General features: G+C 38.1%; 25 protein-coding genes. 15 read left to right on the top strand and 10 right to left on the bottom strand.

All coding sequences use genetic code 11. From position 1 onward, the window contains the following. The first annotated feature begins 15 nt into the window (after positions 1-15). From AC2INI_RS10265 to AC2INI_RS10255, 3 genes are read left to right on the top strand one after another with little or no spacing between them, the layout of a single operon-like run. Positions 16-489: a nitrate reductase cytochrome c-type subunit gene (locus AC2INI_RS10265; protein WP_122034254.1), complete on the top strand. Its 474-nt coding sequence runs from the start codon at positions 16-18 to the stop codon at positions 487-489. Positions 490-521: 32 nt separating this feature from the next. Further along, a complete protein-coding gene (locus AC2INI_RS10260) occupies positions 522-1,097 on the top strand; it encodes a NapC/NirT family cytochrome c (protein ID WP_060991610.1) in 576 nt (191 codons plus the stop codon). Positions 1,098-1,106: 9 nt separating this feature from the next. Next, positions 1,107-1,238, top strand: a complete 132-nt coding sequence (locus AC2INI_RS10255; RefSeq protein ID WP_122034252.1) for a TIGR02808 family protein — start codon at positions 1,107-1,109, stop codon at positions 1,236-1,238. A gap of 78 nt (positions 1,239-1,316) precedes the next feature. Here the strand turns inward: AC2INI_RS10255 and AC2INI_RS10250 are convergent, their stop codons facing one another. Then, complete coding sequence (locus AC2INI_RS10250) at positions 1,317-1,676, bottom strand: DUF2956 domain-containing protein (protein WP_486304762.1); 360 nt, start codon at positions 1,674-1,676, stop codon at positions 1,317-1,319. A gap of 200 nt (positions 1,677-1,876) precedes the next feature. Between AC2INI_RS10250 and AC2INI_RS10245 the strand changes: the two genes are divergently transcribed. The 3 genes from AC2INI_RS10245 to AC2INI_RS10235 all read left to right on the top strand — a co-directional run bounded on the left by AC2INI_RS10245 (position 1,877) and on the right by AC2INI_RS10235 (position 3,720). Then, entirely contained in the window at positions 1,877-2,326 is a 450-nt protein-coding gene (locus tag AC2INI_RS10245) for a DUF2919 domain-containing protein (RefSeq protein WP_122034248.1), read from the top strand. A gap of 13 nt (positions 2,327-2,339) precedes the next feature. Beyond that, positions 2,340-2,732 carry a hypothetical protein gene (locus AC2INI_RS10240; protein ID WP_122034246.1) on the top strand — a complete coding sequence of 131 codons (393 nt, stop codon included), beginning with the start codon at positions 2,340-2,342 and terminating at the stop codon, positions 2,730-2,732. Between the two features lie 82 nt (positions 2,733-2,814). Beyond that, the gene (locus AC2INI_RS10235) at positions 2,815-3,720 is read left to right on the top strand and encodes a Dyp-type peroxidase (RefSeq protein WP_486304761.1); all 906 of its coding nucleotides are present in this window, start codon (positions 2,815-2,817) and stop codon (positions 3,718-3,720) included. Positions 3,721-4,038: 318 nt separating this feature from the next. Here AC2INI_RS10235 and crr read toward each other — a convergent pair whose 3' ends face one another. From crr to cysZ, 5 genes are all read right to left on the bottom strand, one after another. Then, the gene (gene crr, locus AC2INI_RS10230; RefSeq protein WP_045102673.1) at positions 4,039-4,548 is read right to left on the bottom strand and encodes a PTS glucose transporter subunit IIA; all 510 of its coding nucleotides are present in this window, start codon (positions 4,546-4,548) and stop codon (positions 4,039-4,041) included. A 76-nt stretch (positions 4,549-4,624) separates the two neighbouring features. Then, positions 4,625-6,349 (bottom strand): phosphoenolpyruvate-protein phosphotransferase PtsI, encoded by a 1,725-nt coding sequence (gene ptsI, locus AC2INI_RS10225; RefSeq protein WP_122034241.1) that lies wholly within the window; start codon positions 6,347-6,349, stop codon positions 4,625-4,627. Positions 6,350-6,405: 56 nt separating this feature from the next. After that, entirely contained in the window at positions 6,406-6,663 is a 258-nt protein-coding gene (gene ptsH / locus AC2INI_RS10220; protein WP_045102671.1) for a phosphocarrier protein Hpr, read from the bottom strand. A gap of 319 nt (positions 6,664-6,982) precedes the next feature. After that, positions 6,983-7,951 (bottom strand): cysteine synthase A, encoded by a 969-nt coding sequence (gene cysK, locus AC2INI_RS10215; RefSeq protein WP_122034239.1) that lies wholly within the window; start codon positions 7,949-7,951, stop codon positions 6,983-6,985. A gap of 133 nt (positions 7,952-8,084) precedes the next feature. Beyond that, positions 8,085-8,837, bottom strand: coding sequence for a sulfate transporter CysZ (cysZ, locus tag AC2INI_RS10210; protein ID WP_486304760.1), 753 nt, complete (start codon positions 8,835-8,837; stop codon positions 8,085-8,087). A 288-nt stretch (positions 8,838-9,125) separates the two neighbouring features. On the opposite strand from cysZ, the gene zipA reads away from it, so the two are divergent. From zipA to gltX, 7 genes are all read left to right on the top strand, one after another. Next, positions 9,126-10,088 carry a cell division protein ZipA gene (zipA, locus tag AC2INI_RS10205; protein WP_486304759.1) on the top strand — a complete coding sequence of 321 codons (963 nt, stop codon included), beginning with the start codon at positions 9,126-9,128 and terminating at the stop codon, positions 10,086-10,088. Between the two features lie 90 nt (positions 10,089-10,178). Next, on the top strand, positions 10,179-12,185 hold the full coding sequence (gene ligA / locus AC2INI_RS10200; protein WP_486304758.1) for an NAD-dependent DNA ligase LigA: 2,007 nt from the start codon (positions 10,179-10,181) through the stop codon (positions 12,183-12,185). 526 nt (positions 12,186-12,711) lie between these two features. Further along, positions 12,712-13,812 (top strand): porin, encoded by a 1,101-nt coding sequence (locus AC2INI_RS10195; protein ID WP_486304757.1) that lies wholly within the window; start codon positions 12,712-12,714, stop codon positions 13,810-13,812. Between the two features lie 78 nt (positions 13,813-13,890). Beyond that, on the top strand, positions 13,891-14,670 hold the full coding sequence (locus AC2INI_RS10190) for a YccT family protein (protein ID WP_486304756.1): 780 nt from the start codon (positions 13,891-13,893) through the stop codon (positions 14,668-14,670). Positions 14,671-15,111: 441 nt separating this feature from the next. Further along, entirely contained in the window at positions 15,112-16,206 is a 1,095-nt protein-coding gene (locus AC2INI_RS10185; protein WP_486305718.1) for a porin, read from the top strand. Positions 16,207-16,284: 78 nt separating this feature from the next. Further along, positions 16,285-17,049 (top strand): YccT family protein, encoded by a 765-nt coding sequence (locus tag AC2INI_RS10180; protein ID WP_486304755.1) that lies wholly within the window; start codon positions 16,285-16,287, stop codon positions 17,047-17,049. A gap of 148 nt (positions 17,050-17,197) precedes the next feature. Continuing rightward, positions 17,198-18,625 (top strand): glutamate--tRNA ligase, encoded by a 1,428-nt coding sequence (gene gltX / locus AC2INI_RS10175; protein WP_486304754.1) that lies wholly within the window; start codon positions 17,198-17,200, stop codon positions 18,623-18,625. A 117-nt stretch (positions 18,626-18,742) separates the two neighbouring features. Here the strand turns inward: gltX and AC2INI_RS10170 are convergent, their stop codons facing one another. Next, positions 18,743-20,683: a tetratricopeptide repeat-containing diguanylate cyclase gene (locus tag AC2INI_RS10170; RefSeq protein WP_486304753.1), complete on the bottom strand. Its 1,941-nt coding sequence runs from the start codon at positions 20,681-20,683 to the stop codon at positions 18,743-18,745. Positions 20,684-20,825: 142 nt separating this feature from the next. Next, positions 20,826-21,962, bottom strand: coding sequence for a flagellar assembly protein FlgT (locus AC2INI_RS10165; RefSeq protein ID WP_122034219.1), 1,137 nt, complete (start codon positions 21,960-21,962; stop codon positions 20,826-20,828). Positions 21,963-22,130: 168 nt separating this feature from the next. On the opposite strand from AC2INI_RS10165, the gene AC2INI_RS10160 reads away from it, so the two are divergent. Continuing rightward, positions 22,131-22,766: a FlgO family outer membrane protein gene (locus AC2INI_RS10160; protein WP_122034217.1), complete on the top strand. Its 636-nt coding sequence runs from the start codon at positions 22,131-22,133 to the stop codon at positions 22,764-22,766. 11 nt (positions 22,767-22,777) lie between these two features. Next, on the top strand, positions 22,778-23,209 hold the full coding sequence (locus AC2INI_RS10155; RefSeq protein ID WP_122034215.1) for an LPP20 family lipoprotein: 432 nt from the start codon (positions 22,778-22,780) through the stop codon (positions 23,207-23,209). Between the two features lie 346 nt (positions 23,210-23,555). Here AC2INI_RS10155 and AC2INI_RS10150 read toward each other — a convergent pair whose 3' ends face one another. Together AC2INI_RS10150 and flgM are read right to left on the bottom strand one after the other, a co-directional pair. After that, positions 23,556-23,984 carry a flagella synthesis protein FlgN gene (locus AC2INI_RS10150; protein WP_122034213.1) on the bottom strand — a complete coding sequence of 143 codons (429 nt, stop codon included), beginning with the start codon at positions 23,982-23,984 and terminating at the stop codon, positions 23,556-23,558. Positions 23,985-24,033: 49 nt separating this feature from the next. Beyond that, positions 24,034-24,345 carry a flagellar biosynthesis anti-sigma factor FlgM gene (gene flgM / locus AC2INI_RS10145; protein WP_122034204.1) on the bottom strand — a complete coding sequence of 104 codons (312 nt, stop codon included), beginning with the start codon at positions 24,343-24,345 and terminating at the stop codon, positions 24,034-24,036. Positions 24,346-24,396 lie beyond the last annotated feature (51 nt).

The following is a 24,396-nucleotide window of genomic DNA, read 5'->3' as shown; positions in this document are numbered from 1 at the left end:
GGCGGAGAAATTAGAATGAAAAAATTCATTATAGCGCTTATGTCAGTTGGACTTTTGTTTGCTGGCGCAGTACAAGCGGAAACTGAACAAACTACGGAGTTAAATAATCCGGGTGGCATCGGTGGCGTAGAGTCACTGCGTGGTGCGTCTGAGTTAGAAACAACGCGTCCAGCAGATGATTTTAAACGTTTTCCTCGTGATCATGCATTAGAAAGCGATTATGTATACCAGCCACCATTAGTTCCTCATACGATTCGTAACTATGAAGTGTCATTAAACGCGAACAAATGTTTATCATGTCATAGCTGGAAAAATGCAAAAGAAATGGGTGCAACGAAGATCAGTGTTACGCACTATGTGAATCGTGAAGATGCTGTACTTTCAGATGTATCGCCTCGTCGTTACTTCTGTCTACAATGTCACGTTCCTCAAGCTGATGCAAAACCATTAGTTGAGAATGAATTTGAACGTGTGGACTCATTGCGCTAGTTGATAGCCAATAAAGTTAAGAGAGGCTATACATGAAATTATTAAAAGCATTTTGGAAGCGTTTTTCATCTCCAAGTAAAGCGGCAGTAGGTATTGTCCTATTTATGGGCTTTATGGGTGGTTTACTTTTCTGGGGCGCATTTAACACTGGTATGGAAGCAACCAACACAGAAGAATTCTGTTCTGGCTGTCACGCACCAATCGTTAAAGAGATCCAAGAAACGATTCACTACTCAAACCGTTCAGGAGTTCGTGCTATCTGTTCTGATTGTCACGTACCTCATAACTGGACAGATAAAATCGTACGTAAAGTTCAAGCATCAAAAGAATTGTTTGCGCATTACGTAACTAAAACGATTGATACTGAAGAGAAATTCAAAGAACGTCGTGGTCATCTAGCTGAACGAGAATGGCACCGAATGAAAGAGAATAACTCCCAAGAGTGTCGTAACTGCCATGAATTTAACTACATGGATTTCTCAGAGCAAGGACCTCGTAGTGCGAAGCAACACTCAACGGCATTAGCATCAGGCGATAAAACCTGTGTAGATTGTCATAAAGGTATTGCTCATAAACTGCCTGACATGTCTGGCGTTGAAGGTTGGTAAGGAGATAGCATGAGTACATTAGAGTCTGTTATTTGGCATACGTTAGGTTACATTGCAATGCCTAGTATTATCCTTGGTGGGTTTGTTGCTGTTGCTGTTTTATCTATTTGGGTGTTATCACTTAAAGCCGATAAAGAATAGTTAATTTACTTACGTATTAGTAAAATAAAAAAGAGATGAGCTTATTGTTCATCTCTTTTTTTATTGTTTTTTAGTGGGTTAAATGCCAAGCACAGTATAATAAATAAAGCCTGCCCAGCTTACAGCCAATAGAATCCAAGGTAAGGTTTTATTCGTTTCTGTGGTGATATTTTCCTGCTGGATTTTCTTCTCTTCTAGTGTTGCAGAGGCTGAATTATTTTGCTTTTGACGCTGTGTTTTTTTCTTTAACTTATCCGCTTCTCTTGCTCTCTCTTTTTGCTGCTTCTTATAAAGAGTAATTCCTTTTTCTATTCCTTGAGCAATCAATTTGGTTTGTTCTTTTGTTTGTGCCGGTTTTTGTGTAGCTTTAGCTATCTTCATCGCTTCTTGTTGGGATTCAACTGAAACGGTCTCATTGGTTTTTCTATTATTTGTCATAATTATTCTTTATTTTAAACAATTTGGAGTATGTGCATATATACATAAACAGTAAGCGATGCAAAGTGTGATGGCAACATTGCTTTTGATCTTTGAACCGTTGTGAGCTCAAAGTTTTAATTTTATCTAATCGTTATTTTTAATCATTTTAGTAAGCTGAACAAGTCTACTAAGAAGATAGTTATTTTTAAGGTAGAAAAATGCAGTATTCATTTGATGCATATGACGAACATGGCTGGTTAAAACCACCGATCTGGTTATGGTTCGGTTGGGCACTATTAATCCGCTCTGTTGTTGTTTTTGTAATGGCAGGAGCGAGTCGAGAACAAGGTGCAGATTTACTTTCACTGTTTTATCCAAGCCATTCAAGTCTGTATACAAGTTTATATCTAAGCTTACCGATTGTATTTTTTATGTGGTTAAGCAGCTTTAAAAAGCCCACACGCCCTTTTATGCTCACCCTTTGGAAGCAAGGTCGATGGCTAACTATTATGATGGTACTTATCGATCTCATAATGTTAATTAAATCGGTTGTGATTAATCGAGGAGAGTTTCAATTAAGCAGTGCAGTTCTTATCTTGCTTCTTAGTTGGTTTTTAATTTTTTTACTTCGTAGTAAGAGAGTAAAAATATGCTTTAGTTTGACTTAGAGAGGAGTCGACAATGGATTTATCAACAAGTGCGCTATTATTTAGTGCTTTATTAAGTCCGTTAGCAATGGCGGATTGGCAATTAGATGTTGGGTTAGAGATTAATCGCCCTAATTTACAATATATGACAAATTCATCATCTTCATTGGTATTGGGTGAAGAAACATTGGTGTTTAATTCAATTGATAAACAGTCTCAAGTTAAAGCATGGGCTGAGATTAAGAACATCGACGCAGAGAATGTAGAAATAGCTTTTCGTGTGGTAGAAGAAGAGAGTGAAGGTCGGGTGAGAGTGTTATGTGCACCCACTATAATTACTAAACTTAACAATCAAGAATCCTATATGGTTTCTGATTCTTCAGCAAAAGAAACCGTAAAATTATCAGTAGAAGTGATTTCTTCATAAACTCTTATTAATTATCAAACAATCCCATGATTTATTACATATAATGGACTCAGTTAATTCAAAATAGAAAGGAACTGAGTTCATGTCTTACACCCCTCAAACGGCACTACTGCCAGAACCAGATCGCTTTGCATTATATGTAACGATAAATATTAACAGTAATCCTCAGCTTGTTCTTGAGCAGTTACAATCACTGCCATCTTTAATCTCTGAATTAAACGAAGAGCAACCAGACGCAAATTTAAGTAGCGCGATCTCTTTTGGCGCAGATTTCTGGTCTACATTATCCGCACCTATGCCTTCTGAATTGGCTAAATTTAAGCAATTGGGTAAAGGCGATATAATTGCTCCCGCAACCCATGGTGATGTTTATATTCATATCCACTCAAACCGCCACGATTTACACTTCTATATTTTACGTAAACTGATGAATGTGATTTCTGAGCATGTTGAAATCAAAGAAGAAGTGTCTGGTTATCGTTTTTTAGATTCTCGTGATATGACCGACTTTATTGATGGCACTGAAAATCCAAAAAATGAAGCGCGTGCAGAAGTGGCATTAATTGCTGATGGTGAATTTGCGGGTGGCAGTTACATGATGTGCCAACGATTCATTCACAAGATCCCGGCATGGAATCGTTTATCTGTATCTGCACAAGAAAAAGTTATTGGTCGTACTAAGCCTGATTCAATAGAGCTAGAGGCCGTTCCAGCAGCCTCTCACGTAGGTCGAGTAGATATTAAAGAAGATGGTAAAGGCGTTAAGATTTTACGTCATAGCTTGCCATACGGCTCAGTTTCTGGCGATCATGGTTTATTGTTCATCGCATACTGTCATTCTGTTCATAACTTCCAGGTTATGTTAGATAGCATGTACGGTGAAATCGATGGTAAAACAGATCAACTACTACGCTTTACAGATGCTGTTACTGGTGGTTATTTCTTCGCACCATCACAAGAAATGTTCGCTGAGCTAAAAGTTAAATAATTTTGCTCTAAAGTTTAATACCAATCACAGTAAGTAAGTGATCAGAAATAGCGCAGGAAAAATGCTTGAGAACAAGACAAATTTTTTTGATAAGTAGTTATTCTACAATCAAAAAATTCAACGCAGTTATCGAGCATTTTAACCAGCTAGGGTGATCAGTTATTTACTACGATTGGTATAAGTAGGTACCATTAGAAATAATGGTATTTGCTTGATTATTTATATTAGGGCAGATACAAAAAGGCCGCTGTTTTCTCTAAGAGATAACAGCGGCCTTTTTAATGTCTTGTGTAAACTAAATCAATCGATTAGGAAAGGTTATTTAGTTACTTTAAGAACTGGAGATTCACCAACAGTAACAGCACCAGAAAGCTTAGTAAGCTCTTTGATTTCGTCCATGTTAGAGATAACAACTGGAGTAAGCGTTGATTTAGCGTGCTCTTCTAGGTACGCAAGATCAAATTCGATTACAGTGTCGCCAGCTTTAACTTCTTGGCCTTCTTCAGCGATACGAGTAAAGCCTTGACCTTTAAGTTCAACAGTATCGATACCGAAGTGAACGAAAAGCTCGATGCCGTCGTTAGATTCGATAGAGAAAGCGTGGTTAGTTTCGAAGATTTTACCGATTGTACCGTTTACTGGAGCAACCATTTTGTTGCCAGCAGGTTTGATAGCAATACCGTCACCAACGATTTTTTCAGCGAACACTACGTCTGGCACATCTTCGATGTTTACAATTTCACCAGAAAGAGGTGCGATGATGTCGATAGCACCAGCGTCAGCGCTTTCAGAAGAAAATGCGCTTTTAATTTTGTCAAACAGACCCATTGTGTAGCTCCCTAAAGTTTATATTAAATAGCCACTAAAACTTAGTGGCTATATTTAATTCTTTGCAACTATACTATTACTTAGTATTTTCTGCGATAAATTTTTCAACGTGTGCTTCAATTTCTGCTGCTGTAGGCATTTGAAGAGCTTCATCTGCCATTGCTTTTACTGCTGCAAAGTTTGTGTTACGAACGATTTTCTTAACAAGAGGGATAGAGATACCACTCATGCTGAATTCGTCTAAACCCATACCTAGAAGAAGTAAACTTGCACGCTCATCACCCGCTAGCTCGCCACACATACCAGTCCACTTGCCTTCTTTGTGAGAAGCGTCGATTACTTGCTTAATTACAAGCAGAACCGCTGGAGATAGTGGGTTGTATAGGTGAGAAATCATTTCGTTACCACGGTCAACAGCAAGAGTATATTGTGTTAAATCGTTAGTACCGATAGAGAAGAAGCTAACTTCTTTCGCTAAGTGATGTGCAATTGCAGCAGCTGCTGGCGTTTCAACCATTACACCGATTTCGATGCTTTCGTCAAATGCTAGGCCTTCAGCTCGAAGTTCTACTTTGTATTCTTCGATTGCTTTTTTCAGCTCACGGATTTCTTCAACAGAAATGATCATTGGGAACATGATACGCAGTTTACCGTGTGCAGATGCACGTAAAATACCACGTAATTGGTCACGTAGAATTTCACGACGGTCTAAACTGATACGGATTGCACGCCATCCTAAGAATGGGTTCATCTCTTCAGGAAGATCCATGTATGGTAGATCTTTATCACCACCGATATCCATAGTACGGATGATCACTGGCTCACCATGCATCGCTTCTGCTACTTCTTTATAAGCAACATATTGCTCTTCTTCAGTAGGAAGTGCATCACGATCCATGAATAGGAATTCTGTACGATAAAGACCAACACCTTCGCCGCCGTTACGGATGATACCGTCACAGTCTTTAACTGTACCGATGTTACCGCAAACTTCAACTTGGTGGCCATCTAGAGTGATAGCTGGTAGGTCTTTAAGTTTTGCTAGTTCTTCTTTTTCTGCAACTAAAGTGTCACGGATTTTTTTAGATTCAGCTAGCTCTGCTTCTGATGGGTTGATAACAATCTTGTTGTTAACCGCATCAAGAATTAGCATGTCGCCATTTTTCACTTGCTTAGTGATATCGTTAGTACCAACGATAGCAGGAAGTTCAAGAGAACGCGCCATGATAGAAGTATGAGATGTACGACCGCCGATGTCACAAGCAAAACCAAGAACGTAGTCTAGGTTGATTTGTGCTGTTTCAGAAGGCGTTAAATCGTTAGCAACTAGGATAACTTCTTCATTGATATCACTTAGTGAAACAATGTTGATGCCTAGTGCATTTTTAACAAAGCGGCTACCGATATCACGGATATCTGTAGCGCGCTCTTTTAGATAATCATCATCTAAAGATTCAAGAGCACAAGCTTGTTCTTCAATTACAGAGTAAATTGCAAAATCAGCAGCAAGCTTGTCGTCTTTGATAAGGGCTAAGATTTCTTCTTCTAGCTCTTCATCTTCAAGAAGCATTATATGCCCCTCAAAAATTGCTTCTTTTTCTTCGCCGAATGTTGCTAGCGCTTTCGCTTTAACCGCTTCTAATTGCTCAGAAGACTTAGCTCTAGCGTCAAAGAAACATTTAACTTCTGCTTCTACTTGAGATTCAGAGATTGGAGTTTTGTTTAGGACAATTTCATCTTCCTGAAGTAATAATGCTTTACCAAAAGCAATACCTGGAGATGCTAGAATGCCTGAAATCATAGCTTTACCTTAACATTGATCAAATTAGAGAATGAGAATAATAAAGAAAAAGCTGATTAGTGCAGCTCATCCATTAGTTTAACTAGGTGGTCTACTGCAGCTTTCTCTTGAGCGCCTTCAGCAGAGATAGTTACGTTAGTACCTTTAGTTAGACCTAAAGTTTGAAGTTTGAAAAGGCTAGTAGCACTTGCACTTTTGCCGTTAGAAGTAACAGTGATTTTTGCATCAAAACCTTTCGCTTCTTTAACGAACTGAGCCGCTGGACGAGTGTGAAGGCCGTTTTCTGCAGTGATTACTACGTCTTGTGAATACATTGTGTATACCCCGATTTATATTTTATGTTGAATTAATGTCGTTAACCAATTCTGTTTATGAATGTACTTTCGCACATCACAGCCTCAGAAACAATCCGTCTAAGAGTAAATAGGTTAACGACAGTAATTTATATATTCTTTCTTATTTTGTAACATTAAACGAGTCTAATGTTGATACTTTATCTTGGATTGTAATTATTTTACACCTAAAAATAAAGTGGCTAGATTATTACTAAGGAGTGAAATGAAATCAACAAAAAAACCCCATAAGGGGCTTTTTTGGAGGAAAAATTGATTTGAACACGTGAAAAACGTAGATTTATTGTTCGTTTTCTTGTTCTGTAAACAAACCAGCAAAAAGTGCAGTACTTAGGTAGCGCTCTCCTGAACTCGGTAGTACCACTACAATTTGTTTGTCTGCAAACTCTGGAAGCTCAGCAATACGGTTCGCTGCAACCACAGCAGCACCAGAAGAGATACCAGCTAAAATGCCTTCTTCTTCCATTAGTCGACGCGCCATTTCAATAGCATCTTCTGAAGTTACGGCTTCAACGCGATCGATTAATGCTAAATCTAGGTTTCCAGGAATAAAGCCAGCACCAATACCTTGGATCTTATGTGGAGCAGGTTTGATTTCTTCACCAGCAAGCGCTTGAGCAATCACTGGAGACTCAGCTGGTTCAACCGCAACTGAAAGTACCGCTTTATTCTTAGTGTGTTTAAGGAAGCGACTTGTACCTGTTAATGTACCACCAGTACCAACACCAGCAACGAATACATCAACATTACCTTCTGTTGCTTCCCAGATCTCAGGTCCTGTCGTTTTTTCGTGGATCTCAGGGTTTGCAGGGTTATTAAACTGTTGAAGAAGAAGGTACTTACTTGGATCGCTTGCTACAATTTCTTCTGCTTTTGCGATCGCGCCACCCATACCTTTAGGTGCTTCTGTTAATACTAGGTTTGCGCCTAGTGCTTTAAGCAGTTTACGGCGCTCAAGACTCATTGATGCAGGCATTGTTAGTGTTAGTTTATAACCACGAGCGGCAGCAACAAAAGCAAGAGCAACACCCGTATTACCTGACGTCGGCTCAACAAGCTCAATCCCTTCTTTTAACGTACCTGCTTTTTCTGCTTCCCAAATCATGTTGGCGCCAATACGACACTTAACACTAAAGCTTGGGTTACGAGCTTCAACTTTTGCTAATACGTTACCTTTACTTACACGATTAAGGCGAACTAGCGGTGTATTACCAATCGTTTGAGAATTATCTTCGTAAATCTTTGTCATGATCTGTTCCTTCATTTCACGGTAAGCGTGATTATATGGGTTATGATTTTTGTACTCTTTTGAGTAACTCTACCTATTTAGAATACGAAGAGTTACTTAAATGAGAAAGGATCAAAAGGTTATAAGTTATGGATTAACGGTTTGTATGTTCATTACGATACACATCGACCCACATAGCGGTCGCGCCACAAACCGCAATCGGCATCACAAATAGGTTTAAAATTGGAGTCATAGTAAACAGGGTAACTAAAGCACCAAAAGATAAGCATTTCCCACGATTAGTCTTTAAATCGTCTCGCATAGTTTCAAATGGCACTTTGTGATTATCAAATGGGTAATCGCAATATTGAATTGCCATCATCCAAGCGGTAAAGAAAAACCATAAAACAGGGGCGATACTTTGACCAATAGCAGGAATAAAAAATAGAATAAATAATCCTAATGCTTTTGGTAGGTAATATTTTAGTTTTTGCCATTCTCTTGTAAAGATCCGTGGCAAATCTTTCAGAGCATCAAGAACTCCACCATCAGGAGCGGGTTGATTGGTTAACTTTGCTTCTAAGTGTTCCGCTAATAAACCATTGAATGGTGCAGCTATCCAGTTTGCAATGGTACTAAAGAAATAAGAGAAGACGGCAAGAATACTGATAACAATAAGGGGCCACAATATATAAGATAGCCAATTTAACCAACTTGGAATTTGAGCTAAGATCTGTTCAATCCAGCCACCAATTTGATTAAATAGATAAAAAAACGATCCCCCTAAAAGTACAAAATTTATCAGTAGTGGGATAAACACAAAGCGACGAATACCTGGTGTCATTGCGAGTGATATGCCAGTAAAAAAGTACTGAACACCAGATTGAGTTTGTTTCAATGAATTCATAATCAAAATTTACGGTTGTGTATCATGTATTCACTATACTCAAAAATAAGCACAAATAAATGGAATTACCGTAAATAAAGTCGGTCCAAATTGTTCAAATGTAAGATTTATGTCACCACTTTCATTTTGTTATTCAACAATGGGGCTATTATTTGGTACATTATCAAGAAGTAGTGGTAGATTAACGTGATTAGTTAAACTACTTTAATATAGTAGTTAAAGTTAGCTTCTTTCTTTTTATCGATAAAAGAGGGGAGTTCAATAAAGCAGAAGAGCAGAGAGTTAGCGATGCAAGAATTGCGATTAGTGTTGATACTTGTTGGGGCATTGGCCATTGCGGCGTTATTGTTTCATGGCTTATGGACAAGTCGAAAAGAAACAAACTCAAAATTTGGGAAAAAAGTAGACATCGATTTTGATTCAGACATTGATGAAGAAGAAGTCGCTCCTATGCGTGGTTTTGATCAAGCAAAAGAAGAGGCTAATACGCCAAAAGAAAGAAAAGAGCCTGCATTTACACGCGAAGAACCGGCTTTTTCAAAGGATCCTCTTTTTGATTTTGAGCATAAAGACAATACGGTTGAAGAGCCTATTGCAGTGATTAAAGAGCAGCCTGTTGAAAGACAGGAGGCAGTAGTTAATGAGATACCGGTAAAAGAAGAAATAATCATCGAAGAAGAGCCAATGATCTCCTTTTCGGCAATTGATGATACCGCTATCGTTCAAGAAAAACAGCCTCAGCCAGAGCTACATATTGAAAAACCAATAATAGTAGAAGAGCCGGTGGTTGCGCCGATTATAGAAACAAAACCAGAGCAAGAACCTGAGCCTGAACCGGAAGAAGACGTTATTGTAATTAATGTTCATGGTATGGGAACAGAACGCTTTAACGGAAATCGTTTGTTCAATAGTCTTGAACAAAATGGATTAGTGTTTGGTGATATGGGGATCTATCATCGCCATTCGGATCTCTCTGGATCTGGAAAAGTGTTATTTAGTACAGCAAATATGGTTTCGCCAGGACATTTTCAAGTCCCTGAAGGTGAAGAGTTTTCAACACCAGGTATTTCATTTTTCTTACCATTACCTTGTTTTGGTGATGCTGAACATAACTTTAAGCTGATGTTACAGACGGCTCAGCTAGTAAGCTCAGAGCTTGGTGGTAATGTTCTCGATGAAAAAAGAGCCATGCTGACACCAAATAAAATAGATGAATATAAGGGAAGAGCGAAAGTTTTTTGCCGTAAATAGATTATCTACTATAGAATTAGTATTAATGAGAAAGGCTCTTTTGGAGCCTTTTTTTTATTTTTAGAAAACAGAACAAGAAGTTGATGAATCATGAGTATTGAACAGACCTTAGATGAGCTAAAACAACAACTGAATTACCACGCTTATCGTTATTATGTAGAAGATAGCCCTGAGCTACCTGATGCAGAATATGACCGAATGATGCAACAATTGCTATCTATAGAGTCTGAACATCCAGAGTTAGTGAGCGTTGACTCACCTAGCCAACGTGTGGGTGGTGAAGCGTTGGATGGTTTTACTCAAGTTCAGCATGAGATCCCAATGCTTTCTCTTGATAATGCGTTCAGTGACGAAGAGTTAGAAGCCTTTGAAAAAAGAATGAACGATCGTCTTATTGCTAAACCTGTTTCTCTATTCTGTTGTGAGCCTAAGTTGGATGGTCTTGCGGTTAGTCTACTCTATGTAAATGGTAAATTAGTACAAGCAGGAACTCGTGGTGATGGTTCAACGGGGGAGAATATTACTGAAAACGTAAGAACGATTCGTTGCATTCCATTAACACTGCAAGGTGAAGGTTGGCCAACACGATTAGAAGTGCGTGGTGAAGTCTTTATGCCAAAAGCGGGTTTTGATGCTTTAAATGAGCGAGCGTTAAAGCGCGGTGAAAAACCATTCGCTAACCCACGAAATGCCGCAGCAGGCAGTTTACGTCAATTAGATTCTAAGATCACAGCAACACGTCCACTGAGTTTTTATGCTTATAGCGTTGGTGTGATTGATGGTGGTGAATTAGAGGCAAGTCATTATCAGCGTTTTGTTCAGCTTAAAGGCTGGGGCTTACCTATGTGTGAAGAGACCAAGCAATGCGGCTCTTTAGCAGAAGTAAAAGCCTACTATAAAGACATTCTTGAGCGCCGAGATGCATTGAAATACGAAATCGACGGCGTGGTGATTAAAGTTGATGATATTGAACTTCAAGAACAACTAGGCTTTGTAGCTAGAGCTCCTCGCTGGGCGATTGCTTATAAGTTTCCAGCACAAGAAGAACTGACGGTTCTTAATGATGTTGAGTTCCAAGTTGGACGTACTGGAGCTATTACTCCTGTCGCGAAACTTGAACCTGTATTTGTGGGTGGTGTCACCGTAAGTAATGCCACACTGCATAATGCTGATGAAATCGCACGTTTAGGCGTTCATATTGGCGATACTGTGATTATTCGTCGTGCAGGTGATGTGATCCCACAAATTGTTTCAGTTGTTGAAGCTCGTCGTCCAGAAGACAGTAAAGCCATTATTTATCCTACAACCTGCCCAGCCTGTGATTCTAAGCTTGAAAGAGTGGAAGGCGAGGTAGTCACTCGTTGTGGAGCTGGTTTAGTCTGTCCAGCTCAACGTAAAGAAGCACTAAAGCATTTTGTCTCTCGTAAAGCGCTTGATGTCGATGGTTTAGGTGACAAGGTCGTCGAACAGCTAGTTGATAAAGAAATGGTAGAAACCCCTGCTGATTTATTTAAGCTTTCAGCCGGAATATTAACCGTATTAGAGCGTATGGGGCCTAAATCAGCTCAAAATGTGGTTGATGCATTAAACAAAGCTAAAGCAACAACCTTACCTCGATTTTTATATTCTTTAGGTATCAGAGAAGTGGGTGAAGCTACTGCAGCAAATTTAGCTTTGCATTTCTCAACATTAGAAGCGGTTCAGGCGGCGACACTTGAGCAATTAATAGAAGTGAGTGATGTGGGCGATATCGTTGCCAAACATGTTTTAAACTTCTTTGCAGAACCACATAACCAAGCCGTAATCGAAGATTTACAATCAATGGGCATTCATTGGCCTGAAATTAAAGCACTTGATGAATCAGTTCCGCAACCATTAGCAGGAAAAGTGGTGGTTCTTACCGGTACGCTTCATAAACTAAAACGTAATGAAGCCAAAGCAGCACTGCAAGAATTAGGTGCAAAGGTTACTGGTAGCGTCTCTAAAAAAACCGATATTCTTTTTGCAGGTGAAGCGGCAGGGTCTAAATTAACTAAAGCGGAAGAGCTTGGAATAGAAGTAATGAATGAAGAACAGTTAATTGAGTTACTTAATTAACAATTAAATAATCATTAATTAAGTAAAAAGGAGCCTAGAGCTCCTTTTTTTTACACCTGAAACTAATGGGTTTATTGTTTGGTATAACTTAAATCTTTCTACCGATTCTCGTTGTAACTATTTATATGAGACGATCAACTGTTTTCAAAGTAACGAGATATGCGTCGCATTGAGTCTTTTTTTATATTTATAACCTGTTGTTTTAGCTCTGTAAGATGTTTCTTGATGATTATTGATCTATTTAATTTGATCTTAATCACTAACGCGAAAGAAGTTTGCGCTCGCTCATATTTTTTTTATAGAAAATTAAGTTTTTGTTTTATGTTTTTTTTGATCGGTTTAGTATTTATTTCATGGATGCACAGCGTGTATGCAGGAAAAAATATAAGGTAATTACAATTTTTAAATTTTCCTTTTCTTATTTAAAAATTGTGTGAATTAGGAGAGTTATTTATTGCTTTCGGCGGCCAACTTAAAGCCAGTAAATAACGAACACAGCTATATCCATTTTTAGGAGTTTTATTCCATGGAAAACAAATTTTTTAAACGCACTCTTTTAGGTGCAGCAATCGCAACAGCTGCAGTAGCAGTAGCAGGCTCAGCAAACGCAGCCGTTCCACTAGCGGGTGATGCCGTACAGTTTTATGGTCAAGCTGCGGGTTATATGACTGTTATTGATGATAGTAAATCGCAAAGTGCTGGTGCTGTTATTGAATCTCGTATCGGTTTTCGTGGTACGGTAGAGTTTGAAGACTTTGGTCCAAATTTAATTTGGCAAATCGAAGGTGGTGATGCGAACAATGGTGCTAAATCAGGTCAGTTAGGTGCTCGAGATACATTTTTGGGGCTTGATTTTGACGGTGTTGGTCAATTTAAGTTTGGTCGTCAGCTAGTTGCTGCGTATAACTACGTCGATTGGCCTCACTCAAACCCAGGTTTAGGTAATGTATTTGACTGGAATAATGACTTAGGTGTTGCTTACCAAGATCGTGCAGATAATACATTTAGATTTGATTCTGCAACATTCGGTGGCTTTAATTTTCAAGCTACATTGAGTGGTATGGAACAAGATACAGACCGCATGGTTGCAAGTTTTGCTGGTTCTTACTCTCAAGATATGTTTAGCATACATGCTGGTTATTACACTCGTGGAGAATATAAATCACAACTTGATGAACAACCGAAATATATTATAGCTCCTGATGGTCAATCAATTATACTGAACCCTGATTATGTAGAGGGCGGAGCTGTTGAAACTAATTTTGCGCATAACTATGCAATTGTTGGTGGTAACTTATTCTTAGGTGATGTGACTTTAACTGCTGCCTATAAAATGATGGAAACTGACACAGCAACTGGTACTAATAGTCAAGATGCGCTTTCTGTAACAGCTCAATATGTACTTAATAGCAAATGGGTCTTTAAAGGTGGTTATGCTATGACGACTGATGCAGACCAAGATACAGCAGATCATGCTAAAGGTGATACTGGCGATGTAGCGTTAACTGCTCGTCTAGGTTACCTACTACCAAGTACATATTTATATGTAGATTCTCGTAATTATCAGATGAATAATTCAGATGATTGGACGTCTTCAGTATTAGTGGGTGCTGAGTACTACTTCTAGTGTAAAGATTGAGTAAATCCGTTGTATATTAGCGAGTATCATTGATGCTCGCTTTTTCACTTAAGGAAAATAAATAAAATGAAAATGATGTTAAAGGTTTTGGTTAGTGCCTCATTATTAATGCCTTTGTATTCTCAAGCAAATGTGAATATTCAACTTCATCGTGATATTGCTCCTGTAGCAGTAAATGGTGAGTCCCTTGGTTTTACTCTTCTTAAAGAAAATGATTTAGAACTAAATAATGGTATTAACCAATTAGTTGTTAGAGTTGAGAAATTGGTTGTTTCTGAATACGGAGAGCGAGAGAAATATAATTCCGTACCAATAATCATCACTTTTGATAGTCAAGACTCGGCTCTCGAATTACTTCCCCCTCAAGAAATAACTCGTACAAAACAATCTACAGCTTTTGATAAAAATCCAAACTTAATTTTAAAGAATACTAAAACAAATAAAGAAATTGCGATTATTCAGCAGGATGTACTTCCTAGTTCTGGTGGAATAACTCGAGATTACGAAAAAGAGATCGTTCGTTTTAATAAGAAAAACAACATTCAACTAGATTCCACATCAGTAATTGCGATATCTAATGTAGATAGTCAGAAAAAAATAGAACCGTTAGAGCTAAATCATTCAGATTCAAAAAATACAGACATGCTCAAGTATTGGTATGACAAAGCAAGTGAAAGTGAAAGAACGGCATTTACTGACTTAGCATTTGAGAATAGAAAGTCGAATATCAATATAGGTAAAACAGAATCATCACAAAGTTTACAAATGATGGCCTATTGGTTTAATGAATCAAATAATAGCGAGAAAAAAGAAATAATTAGCTGGTTATTCGATCGTGAGAAATAGATTACACTAATTACATCAGATAAAAAAAGAAAGTAAAATTTAGTTTCATGCCTTCTTTTTCTATCTATATAAACTAAATGAGTGCGACTTAGTTCGCACTTTTTTTTTAATTAAAATAAATAGATCTAATTGCTACTAAAAGTGATGTGATATAGATCTGTGTGTTTTATATTGGTGTGGGTTATTTTTGAGACTTCGGTCTCTTTTGTTTTATTTTTAATCGGTGTTGTTTATTTATATATTTTATTAAGTTGTTGATTATTATTGATTATGTTTTTTTATAAGTCTTGAGGTTTGAAGCTCGTCACTCAAAAAACATAACTATATTTTCTTTGTGAAAAAACATTGTCATAGTCCACCTCAGACAACAAATCTAGTGCATGGTTCATTTCGGCGACCAACTTAAATATCTATGCATTACTTAATTAGTTAAATGAAGGAATTATGACTATGTTCAAAAAAACACTTTTAGGTGCAGCAATTGCTGCTGCTACATTAGTTTCTGGCTCTGCAAATGCCGCTATTCAATTGGCTGGCGATGCGGTTCAAGTATACGGCCAAGCTGCTGGCTTTATGACTGTTGTTAGTGATGGCGACTCTGAAAATAGTGTTGGGGCAGTTATTGAATCTCGTATCGGTTTTCGTGGTACGGTTGAGTTTGAAGATTTTGGTCCAGATTTAATCTGGCAAATTGAGGGTGGCGATGCAAATAACGGCGCAAAATCAGGCCAGTTAGGTGCTCGTGATACGTTCCTAGGTCTTGATTTTGATGGTGTTGGTTCATTCAAGTTTGGTCGTCAACTGGTAGCTGCGTATAATTATGTCGATTGGCCTCACACTAACCCTGGTTTAGGTAATGTATTTGATTGGAACAATGATCTTGGCGTAACGTTTGAAGATCGTGCTGATAATAACTTAAGATTTGATTCTGCTAATTTCGGTGGTTTTAATTTCCAAGCAACATTAAGCGGTATGTCTACAACAACAGATGCTCTTGTTGCAAGTATTGCAACTTCTTATACTCAAGATCTATTTAGTGTTCATGCTGCTTACTATACTCGTGGAGAATACACATCTTTAGCTAGTGAGGTTCCTAAGTATATTATTGCTCCTGATGGAAGTTCAATTATTCCGAACCCTGAGTATGTAGAAGGTGGAGCAACAACTATTCATTATGCTAATAATTATGCAATCGTCGGTGGTAGCTTTTTTCTAGGCGATGTGACATTAACTGCTGCATATAAAATGATGGAAACAGATACAGCTACAGGCACTAATGGTCAAGATGCAGTATCAGCAACTGCTCAATATATGCTTAATAATCAGTGGGTCTTCAAAGCTGGTTACTCTATGACTACAGATGCAGACCAAGATACAGCAAAAGTAAAAAAAGAAGATACGGGTGATACAGCAATTACAGCTCGTTTAGGTTATTTACTACCAAGTACTTACCTATATATCGATTCTCGTAACTATAAAATGGATAACAAAGATTGGACTAATTCAATCTTAGTTGGTGCTGAATACTACTTCTAGTTAGTATAGTAATTAAATAATTTTATTGGCGAGCGTCAGATTATGATGCTCGCTTTTTTCATTTATGGAGTATTTAAGATGAAAAAAAGAGTTCAAATATTAGCTCTTGCCTCTTTGTTAGGATGTTCAGCTGCAATGGCAGAAGTGAATGTGGAATTAGATAATGATATTCATGTTGTTGCAATAAATGGGGAATCTCTAGGTTTCACTCTTTTGAAGGATAGTGATTTAGAACTAAAAAATGGAGTAAACCAACTTGTTGTAAGAATTGAAAAATTGATTACTTCTGAATATGGCGAAAAAGAAAAATATAATTCAGTTCCAGTTATCATGACATTTGATGCAAGTGATTTAAATCTTCAGTTATCAGCATCTAAGAATATTAAAAATGTTAAAGAATCGGTGATATTTAATAAGAACCCTATATTTATCTTAAAAGAGCCACAAGCGAAAACTGGATTACTTGTAAAGCAAAGTATTTTACCTAGTGCGGGGGGCTTTACTCGTGATTATGAATTAGAAATTGCTCGTTATAATGTAAAAAACAACATCGCACTATCTGATGTCTCAGCTGCTGTATTACAAGTAGAGAATAAAGATACTATACAAATAGTAGAGAACGAAAGTGGTATTAATACCGTAGCAATGGTCGAGCATTGGTATTCAAAAGCATCAGGAAAAGAGAAGGAAGAGTTTACCGAATTAGCTTTCCAATCACGTAAAAACAACATTAATCTAGACGAAGGAAATGACTCTAAAGCATTAGATATGATGGTGCATTGGTATAATGAATCTACCACAGAGCAAAAGAAGAATGTTATCTCTTGGCTTTTTGAACAATAAGTAATGAAATCCTTGTTAAGGCGTTAATTAGATAATACGAAACTTAACGCCACTCAATCATTGTAGATTTACCTTATGGTGCTAAAATAGCCCACAAATTATGTGGTGCTGACAGATTCAGCGCAACCTCTTCAAAAAGGTAATAACAATGACGGTTAAAACTCGTTTTGCTCCAAGCCCAACAGGCTACCTTCACGTTGGTGGTGCACGTACTGCACTTTACTCATGGCTTTTTGCTAAAAACCAAGGCGGCGAATTTGTTCTTCGTATCGAAGATACTGACCTTGAGCGTAACTCTCAGGAAGCGGTTGATGCGATCCTAGAAGGTATGCAATGGATGGGTATGGAATGGGATGAAGGTCCTTATTACCAATCTAAGCGTTTTGACCGTTACAACGAAGTTGTAGATCAACTGCTTGCAGAAGATAAAGCATACAAGTGCTACGCATCAAAAGAGCTGCTTGATGAAATTCGTGCAGAGCAAGAAGAAAACAAAGAGATGGCTCGCTACGATGCAAACCACCCTAAAATTGTTGAAGCTAATGCAGCAGCAAAAGAAGGTGATGCTTGTGTTATTCGCTTCCGTAACCCTAAAGAAGGTTCGGTAGTATTTGATGACCAGATCCGTGGTTGTATCGAAATCTCAAACAGCCAATTAGATGACTTGATCATCCGTCGTACTGATGGCGCACCTACGTATAACTTCGTAGTAGTGGTTGATGACTGGGATATGGGTATTACTCAAGTAATCCGTGGTGAAGATCATATCAACAACACACCTCGTCAAATTAACATCTATGAAGCATTAGGTGCTCCAGTACCAATGTTTGCACACTGTGCAATGATTCTAGGTGATGATGGTGCAAAACTGTCTAAGCGTCATGGCGCTGTATCAGTAATGCAATACCGTGATGAAGGTTACCTACCAAATGCACTAAACAACTACCTAGTTCGTTTAGGTTGGTCTCATGGTGATCAAGAGATCTTCTCTCAAGAAGAGATGATTAACTTATTCAGCTTAAATGCAGTAAGTAAATCAGCATCAGCTTTCAATACTGATAAGCTTCTATGGTTAAACAACCATTACATTAAAACATCAGAGCCTGAGTACGTAGCAAAATACCTACAATGGCACCTAGATCAAAAAGAGATCTCTCTTGAAAATGGTCCAGCAATTACTGATGTAATTACTTTAGTTGGTGAGCGTTGTAATACGCTAATCGAATTAGCAGAGCAATCTCGCTACTTCTACCAAGATTTTGAAGAGTTCGAAGCGGGTGCAGCGAAGAAACACCTACGTGGCGTTGCTAAAGGCCCACTAGAGCTTGCTCTTACTAAAGTTGAAGCTCTAGAAGAGTGGACAACTGAAAACCTTCACAATGTGATTGAAGAAGTATGTGCAGAGCTTGAAATTGGTATGGGCAAGATTGGTATGCCTTTACGTGTAGCTGTTACTGGTGGTGGTCAATCTCCATCTGTTGACGCGGTAATGCAATTCATTGGTAAAGAGCGTGTTGTTGCTCGTATCAAGATGGCATTAGCATTTATTGCTGAACGTGAAGCTAACGCTCAGTAATATCTAGTCATTATGAAATACAAGGGCCGCTGAATAAGTGATTATTCAGCGGCTTTTTTAATACCAGTTTAATATTACTTTAGATAGTAATTTACTACGGTTGGTATTAGAAGAGGGTTAGGTGATCTCGTCTTCTAACGCATTAACGATACAGTTTTTACCGTTCTGCTTAGCTTGATATAGCCCTTCATCTAAGATGAAATAAAGTTGATCAATATTATCCATATTTTTATCTAGGTATATCCAAGAAAAACTTGCTGTAATAGAGAGCTTTTTCCCATCAAGCGTATCAAAACTTGAGCTCTCTAGTGCTTGACGAGCTTGCTCAATAAGGGTGAGGCAGTGATCTTTCCCTTCCTCTTGAAGTAACAGAAGAAATTCTTCTCCACCAACGCGTCCAATCTGATGTGGCAGCGGTATTACTCTTTCAAGTGTTTTATATAAATGCTTCAAGCCCAGATCACCATTTGGGTGGCCATATTTATCATTCAATTGTTTAAAATTATCAATATCAAGCATAACAAGAGCGGTATGTTGGTGGTATCCACTAAGGCGTTTTCTTATTAGTTCAAACATATGATGTCTGCTGTTTGCTCCTGTGAGTACATCCTTACAGGCCAATGTATTTAGTTTCTGGCGAGAGCGAAGAATGAAAATAAGAAAAACAACCAGAACGATAATAATTACCTGAGAATAAACACGATTGCGTTGAGAGGTAATGAGCTCTTTTTGCTGTTCTTGTTGCTCTTTAAGACTTTCAATGAGTTCTCTTTCCGTTTGAATTACAGTATTTCTCAGCTTTAATGCAGCGTAAGCCTTGGCTGTATCTTGAGCATGAATTTTATTTTTTGCTGCTTGATGTTTTTTTTGTGTGCTGAGAGCTAATTGATATTGTTGAGTAAACTCATATACATCAGTCAATATCAAAAGAGAATCAGAGAGTTCTTGAAGGCTTTGTGAGGTCTCTGATTTAGAAATGGCAATTAAAATGTATTCAATCGCTTTGTTTGGATTTTTATACTGCAAATAAATCTGACTAAGCACTTGATAGGTATTTATTACAAAAATCGAATTTGATTCTTTTTCTTGTGAATTCAATGTAATCAATAAGTATTCAATGGCCTCATCATGAAAGCCTTTTTTGTGCAGAATAGAACCAAGAGTAAAGTAGGCTATATTGCGTGTATAGCTGTTATTTGACTCTTTTAAGTTTTCAATTGCAGTGCGAGCAAGAATTTCAGCGTCATCATATTGTGATAACTGAAGATGAATTCTCGCTAGTAATATATTTGCCTGAGCTATTTTCTGTGGGATGTTTCTTTGAATACGAAGGGCTAATGCTTTTTGAGCGAATTCTTTAGCGCTATGTAATCGACCCATACTAAGCAATAAATGACTAATGTTTGAGTAAGTCGTGTCATTTATGTCATAAGGTTTGCTGTGACGAAGTGCTTCCTCATTTGCTAGTAATGCGGCTTCATAGTTACTGCTGCCTTGGTAACTCATTGCAAGTAAGCGATACACCCACTTTTTATCAATATAATGGCTGCTTGTTTTTTCAAGATATTTAATGATTGATTGGCAATAAAACTCAGCTACATAATAATTACCTAAATCTAAATTAAGTCGGCATTGCTGAATAGATAATACGGCATCCAATTCAGGGTCATGCAGTGATTTCGAAATGTGTAGTGCGGCTTCTATTGATTCTATTACTTTCTGGTATTCCCCTCTATCATCATGATCCATTGCCATTAATGAAAAGTATTCGACTTGTTCGTAGGGGTTTAGGCTTTTATTAGACGTTTTATGACGATAATTATTACCGCGTCGGGTAACAAAGCCATGGATACGACTTGCGATATAGATACGTTCAGCACTAGGGTCTATAGTGTCATAGGCCCTTTGCAGCATAGCGAGTGCTTTTTCTGGGGAAGAAACCCTATTGTGATGATATTTTTGTTGCCACTCCTCATCCTCCATAACCGAAGCTGCGGATAGATAAGTACTGATCAGTAGCAAAAAAGCGCCGACAAGTAGTCGAAAGTGTCCTAGCATGATGACTCAATAAGTATAGTATTCTAATTATTAGTAAAGGGTATCGTAAGAGGAGAAGGAAAACGAGGGCAAGGCTCATAAAAAAAAGAGAAACTACCTTCATTGATAGTTTCTCTTAGATATTAATGATCTACATCTATTTTTATTGAATGACAGTTTTATGCATTACATCGCCAATTTGAACACTATTAATGAGTTGAGGCTGATCAATAGTTAGTTCTGAATTCTGCTCATAAACACGATCAACGGTAAGTGTTATATTTGTTTTGGCCACCTTATTTCGAGGTAAGCCACTTTGATCAATGAAAGATCCAGTGTGCCATAAATCCAGTTTATCGCCTTTTTTAACTCCATGAATACGACCAAGATCCATCGTGATACGGTTGTTATGAATACTAACAACTTGCGGAAGAGTGATTTTACAAGCAAATTGGTTTTCTAAGTCAAGCATCATATCGCGATTAACTCGCAATACCATCTCGCCATAAGCGGATGTCCAGAAACGAGCACTTTGAGTGTCCACTTCACTGGTTTTTGGGAAGTCCCACTGAGCCACTTCACGATAATTATTGTTATAAACAGTTTGGCCTGTTTTACCATCCAGTACAGCAACTTCAATAGCAAATTGACGATTAATGGTATCTTTCAGCAGTAAGTTTTGTTCGATAGTTGCACTTAAATCTGTGATGTTTCCAGAGAAAATATATTGAGCACCATGATCTTCTGCAATCATTTTAACGACTTCAGGTTGGCGTTTATCAATACGCAAATGAGACGTTCCTACAGAGATAAAACTTTGTGACTCTTTATCTAGCTGACGAGAAAATACGGTACTAAGGCTTTCACCCATTTTGTACACTTTACCCATGACAGCTTGTTGAGGAGAGTCGATGGTGATCTCACTGGTCATGACGGTTTTTTTGTATTGACCAATATGGCAACTGTTTGCCGAAGGATAGATATCAATACGGGCAGTAAGATACAGTTTGCCGTTTTTCTTTTTCTCTTTTACTACTTCAATACTGCGAATTTCACTGCCGCTGAATTGATAACGCTTTTCATCATTTTCTAAAAAGGTTTTAAGATCTTTTAAGCGGCTAATGTCAGCCCCTGAAAATAACATAGCTTGGTAAGCGGCATCTTCTAGTGCATGAGATCTTGCCGCATTTTTACTGGTAAGCACACTCGCTGACCCTGTTACCTCAAACCATTCAGCACTTGCTGATGGTGCGTAACTTATTGTTAATAATGATGTAAGTAAAAAAAATATTCTTTTCATTGCTGCTGTCTGCCAAATGGGTATGAAATTTGCTAACTATTATTTGTTGATTGATAAAAGTACTTACAAATTGCGTTTCATAAACTACTGCAATTTTTGTTCCTAGTTTAAATTTGACGCTTAAATCAAGCGAGTAAGTACATTAAAACATTATCTGGAGATAATAGAATGAGAGTATTAGTTGTAATTTTGCTGTCAATGGTGGTTAGTGCATGCGCTTACTCACCAATTTATAATGGTAAAGAACCTTATAATGGCAGCCCATTTATGTTGGCGGACACTCCTCGACACACAATGGATTACTTTATTGAAAGTTTAACAGAGCAGTTGGTTACATCGAACACGACATTGTCGGCACGTTCTCCAATTGCGATTACGTCTTTTGTTGATTTACAGCAAATGGATCAAACAAACTGGTTAGGCAACTCTGTTACTGAAGGGTTTATCTTTCAGCTGCAACGTCGTGGCTTTAAAGTTATTGACTATAAAACGACAGGTAACATTCGAGTAACTCAACAAGGTGATTTTGCCTTTAGTCGAGACTGGAAAGAGTTAGTACAAGAGCAGCAAGTTGATTATGTATTAACAGGTACCATGCTTCGTCAAGATGGTGGTGTGTTAGTTAATGCTCGTGTTATTGGTATGCAAACACGAGTTGTTGTGGCATCGGCACAAGGTTTCCTACCTGCGGATCGAATTGGCCGTGATTTAGATACCTTAAATACTATGCGTATGGAAGATGGTGTTCTTATTCGTTCTGATGTGAAAAAAGCAGAGCGTAATACTATTATTCTACGTCCATAAGGAGAATTGCGATGAAACATTGGTTTCTATTAGCACTACTTGTTCTAGTCGGTTGTCAGCCTCTTGGAACAATGCGACAAGATGATCATCTAAATGCTGTTGGTTATGCCAGTATTAGCGAGCAAGCCGGAAAAAATATAGATGAGCAGAGAATTCGAGCAATGCGCGCTTCAAAAGTTGACGCTTATAGAGAATTGGCTGAGCAAGTTTATGGCATGCGTATTAGCGGTAAAGTTGAAATGAACGATCAACAGCTAGGAGAAGAAACAACTAGTGCTGGTGTTGATGGTATCATTCGCGGAGCTGAAGTCGTGAGGACTTACCCAGTTGGTGACAGCTACGTAACTGAATTGAAATTAGATTTGAAAAAAATGGAACGAATGAAAAACCAAGGCCAGGTTTACGACGTACCATCAACACAAAGAAAAACCACGCTGTTCTAAATAGCGGATAGACTGTTATTTAATAACCGTTTATTAATACACTCTCATTCAACATATTTGCCCTTGGTGTTTTTAGCTCCGGGGGCTTTTTTATTGAGCAGAGAAAGAGAAAGAGAAAGAGTAAAAGGGACTAGATGTTAGGGACGAGTAAGAAATGGGTAGAGCAGAAATTAGAGTTTAGAGGACAGTAAGGATAGATAGAGCTAGGCCTAGAGTTTAGGCGGGGGGGAGTAAGAAATAGGAATGGCAGGGGCTAGATATTTAGACAAAGACAAAAGTTCAGATAGCACTGTGCCGTATATCGATAGAAATTATCGATACTTAAGATTTTTGGGCGTTGGGGAGATTAGGCTTTTACGTTAGTACCTAATGTCGTGATATTACGAGTTTGACCTTCAGCGGTGTAAGTCATGCCATTTTTACCACGACTTTGTTGCATCAGGTTATTTAGTTTATTAAAACTAAGTTGTGCGCGTTGAAGTGCTTCACCGTTAACGGCGTTTTCTTCTTTGCAATCATGAATAATAGATTTTATTTCAGTGACTTTTTCTGTTAATGCACTATCTTCAGAAAGAAGCTGTCTTTCTGCGTGGCTACCTAATAACTGGTCATATTGGCGTAGTTGGTTTAGCAAGCCAAGTTTATCATGTGCAACGCTTTCCATTTCAGCCGGTTTTCTACTGGCGATAGCAACCTTCTCACGACTAAGAACAGTCGAAAGAGAGAGGGCAACGCTACGCTGTAGATCTAATAATTCAGTTAATGTTTGAGCCATAGTGTCTCTTTATTAAATAGATATGATGAGAAAAATCACCAGCCTAAGATTATAGGCCGGCTAATTCATCTTCAAATTTAATCATGTTGTCTGCTAGGCGCTCAGGATCAACAGAGTAAGAGCCATTTGCGATAGCTGCTTTAATTGCAGCAACTTTATCTTCGTTAAACGAAGGTTCTGTTGCTAATTGTTGGTGCATTTGGCCAATTTCTTTACCTTGATTACTCAAAGAAACGGCATCCATTTTCGCAGACATAGCAGGTGTTGAACTTGCAGGTGACTTATCACCAGAATCAACACGAGCTTGATTACGTAATGTCGCCATAGCTTGGCTAGCACGTAGTTGGTCAATACTTGTCATATATTCAAGCCTTTTTAGCCGGTTAATACATTCTCTTAATCTATCTATCGG

The organism is Aliivibrio friggae, assembly GCF_057368515.1.
The sequence above is the reverse complement of the archived record's forward strand: the minus strand, read 5'-3'. Positions and strand labels throughout refer to the sequence as shown.

Bases quoted from the DNA above. Each gene is read 5' to 3' on its own strand.
- AC2INI_RS10260 (WP_060991610.1), top strand. From the start codon at position 522: ATGAAATTATTAAAAGCATTTTGGAAGCGTTTTTCATCTCCAAGTAAA.
- AC2INI_RS10235 (WP_486304761.1), top strand. From the start codon at position 2,815: ATGTCTTACACCCCTCAAACGGCACTACTGCCAGAACCAGATCGCTTT.
- cysZ (WP_486304760.1), bottom strand. From the start codon at position 8,837: ATGAATTCATTGAAACAAACTCAATCTGGTGTTCAGTACTTTTTTACT.
- AC2INI_RS10155 (WP_122034215.1), top strand. From the start codon at position 22,778: ATGAAACATTGGTTTCTATTAGCACTACTTGTTCTAGTCGGTTGTCAG.
- ligA (WP_486304758.1), top strand. From the start codon at position 10,179: ATGAGTATTGAACAGACCTTAGATGAGCTAAAACAACAACTGAATTAC.
- AC2INI_RS10165 (WP_122034219.1), bottom strand. From the start codon at position 21,962: ATGAAAAGAATATTTTTTTTACTTACATCATTATTAACAATAAGTTAC.
- ptsH (WP_045102671.1), bottom strand. From the start codon at position 6,663: ATGTATTCACAAGACGTAGTAATCACTGCAGAAAACGGCCTTCACACT.
- AC2INI_RS10190 (WP_486304756.1), top strand. From the start codon at position 13,891: ATGAAAATGATGTTAAAGGTTTTGGTTAGTGCCTCATTATTAATGCCT.
- AC2INI_RS10255 (WP_122034252.1), top strand. From the start codon at position 1,107: ATGAGTACATTAGAGTCTGTTATTTGGCATACGTTAGGTTACATTGCA.
- AC2INI_RS10170 (WP_486304753.1), bottom strand. From the start codon at position 20,683: ATGCTAGGACACTTTCGACTACTTGTCGGCGCTTTTTTGCTACTGATC.
- AC2INI_RS10180 (WP_486304755.1), top strand. From the start codon at position 16,285: ATGAAAAAAAGAGTTCAAATATTAGCTCTTGCCTCTTTGTTAGGATGT.
- AC2INI_RS10195 (WP_486304757.1), top strand. From the start codon at position 12,712: ATGGAAAACAAATTTTTTAAACGCACTCTTTTAGGTGCAGCAATCGCA.
- AC2INI_RS10250 (WP_486304762.1), bottom strand. From the start codon at position 1,676: ATGACAAATAATAGAAAAACCAATGAGACCGTTTCAGTTGAATCCCAA.
- AC2INI_RS10240 (WP_122034246.1), top strand. From the start codon at position 2,340: ATGGATTTATCAACAAGTGCGCTATTATTTAGTGCTTTATTAAGTCCG.
- AC2INI_RS10150 (WP_122034213.1), bottom strand. From the start codon at position 23,984: ATGGCTCAAACATTAACTGAATTATTAGATCTACAGCGTAGCGTTGCC.
- AC2INI_RS10160 (WP_122034217.1), top strand. From the start codon at position 22,131: ATGAGAGTATTAGTTGTAATTTTGCTGTCAATGGTGGTTAGTGCATGC.
- crr (WP_045102673.1), bottom strand. From the start codon at position 4,548: ATGGGTCTGTTTGACAAAATTAAAAGCGCATTTTCTTCTGAAAGCGCT.
- cysK (WP_122034239.1), bottom strand. From the start codon at position 7,951: ATGACAAAGATTTACGAAGATAATTCTCAAACGATTGGTAATACACCG.
- ptsI (WP_122034241.1), bottom strand. From the start codon at position 6,349: ATGATTTCAGGCATTCTAGCATCTCCAGGTATTGCTTTTGGTAAAGCA.
- gltX (WP_486304754.1), top strand. From the start codon at position 17,198: ATGACGGTTAAAACTCGTTTTGCTCCAAGCCCAACAGGCTACCTTCAC.
- AC2INI_RS10245 (WP_122034248.1), top strand. From the start codon at position 1,877: ATGCAGTATTCATTTGATGCATATGACGAACATGGCTGGTTAAAACCA.
- AC2INI_RS10265 (WP_122034254.1), top strand. From the start codon at position 16: ATGAAAAAATTCATTATAGCGCTTATGTCAGTTGGACTTTTGTTTGCT.
- flgM (WP_122034204.1), bottom strand. From the start codon at position 24,345: ATGACAAGTATTGACCAACTACGTGCTAGCCAAGCTATGGCGACATTA.
- zipA (WP_486304759.1), top strand. From the start codon at position 9,126: ATGCAAGAATTGCGATTAGTGTTGATACTTGTTGGGGCATTGGCCATT.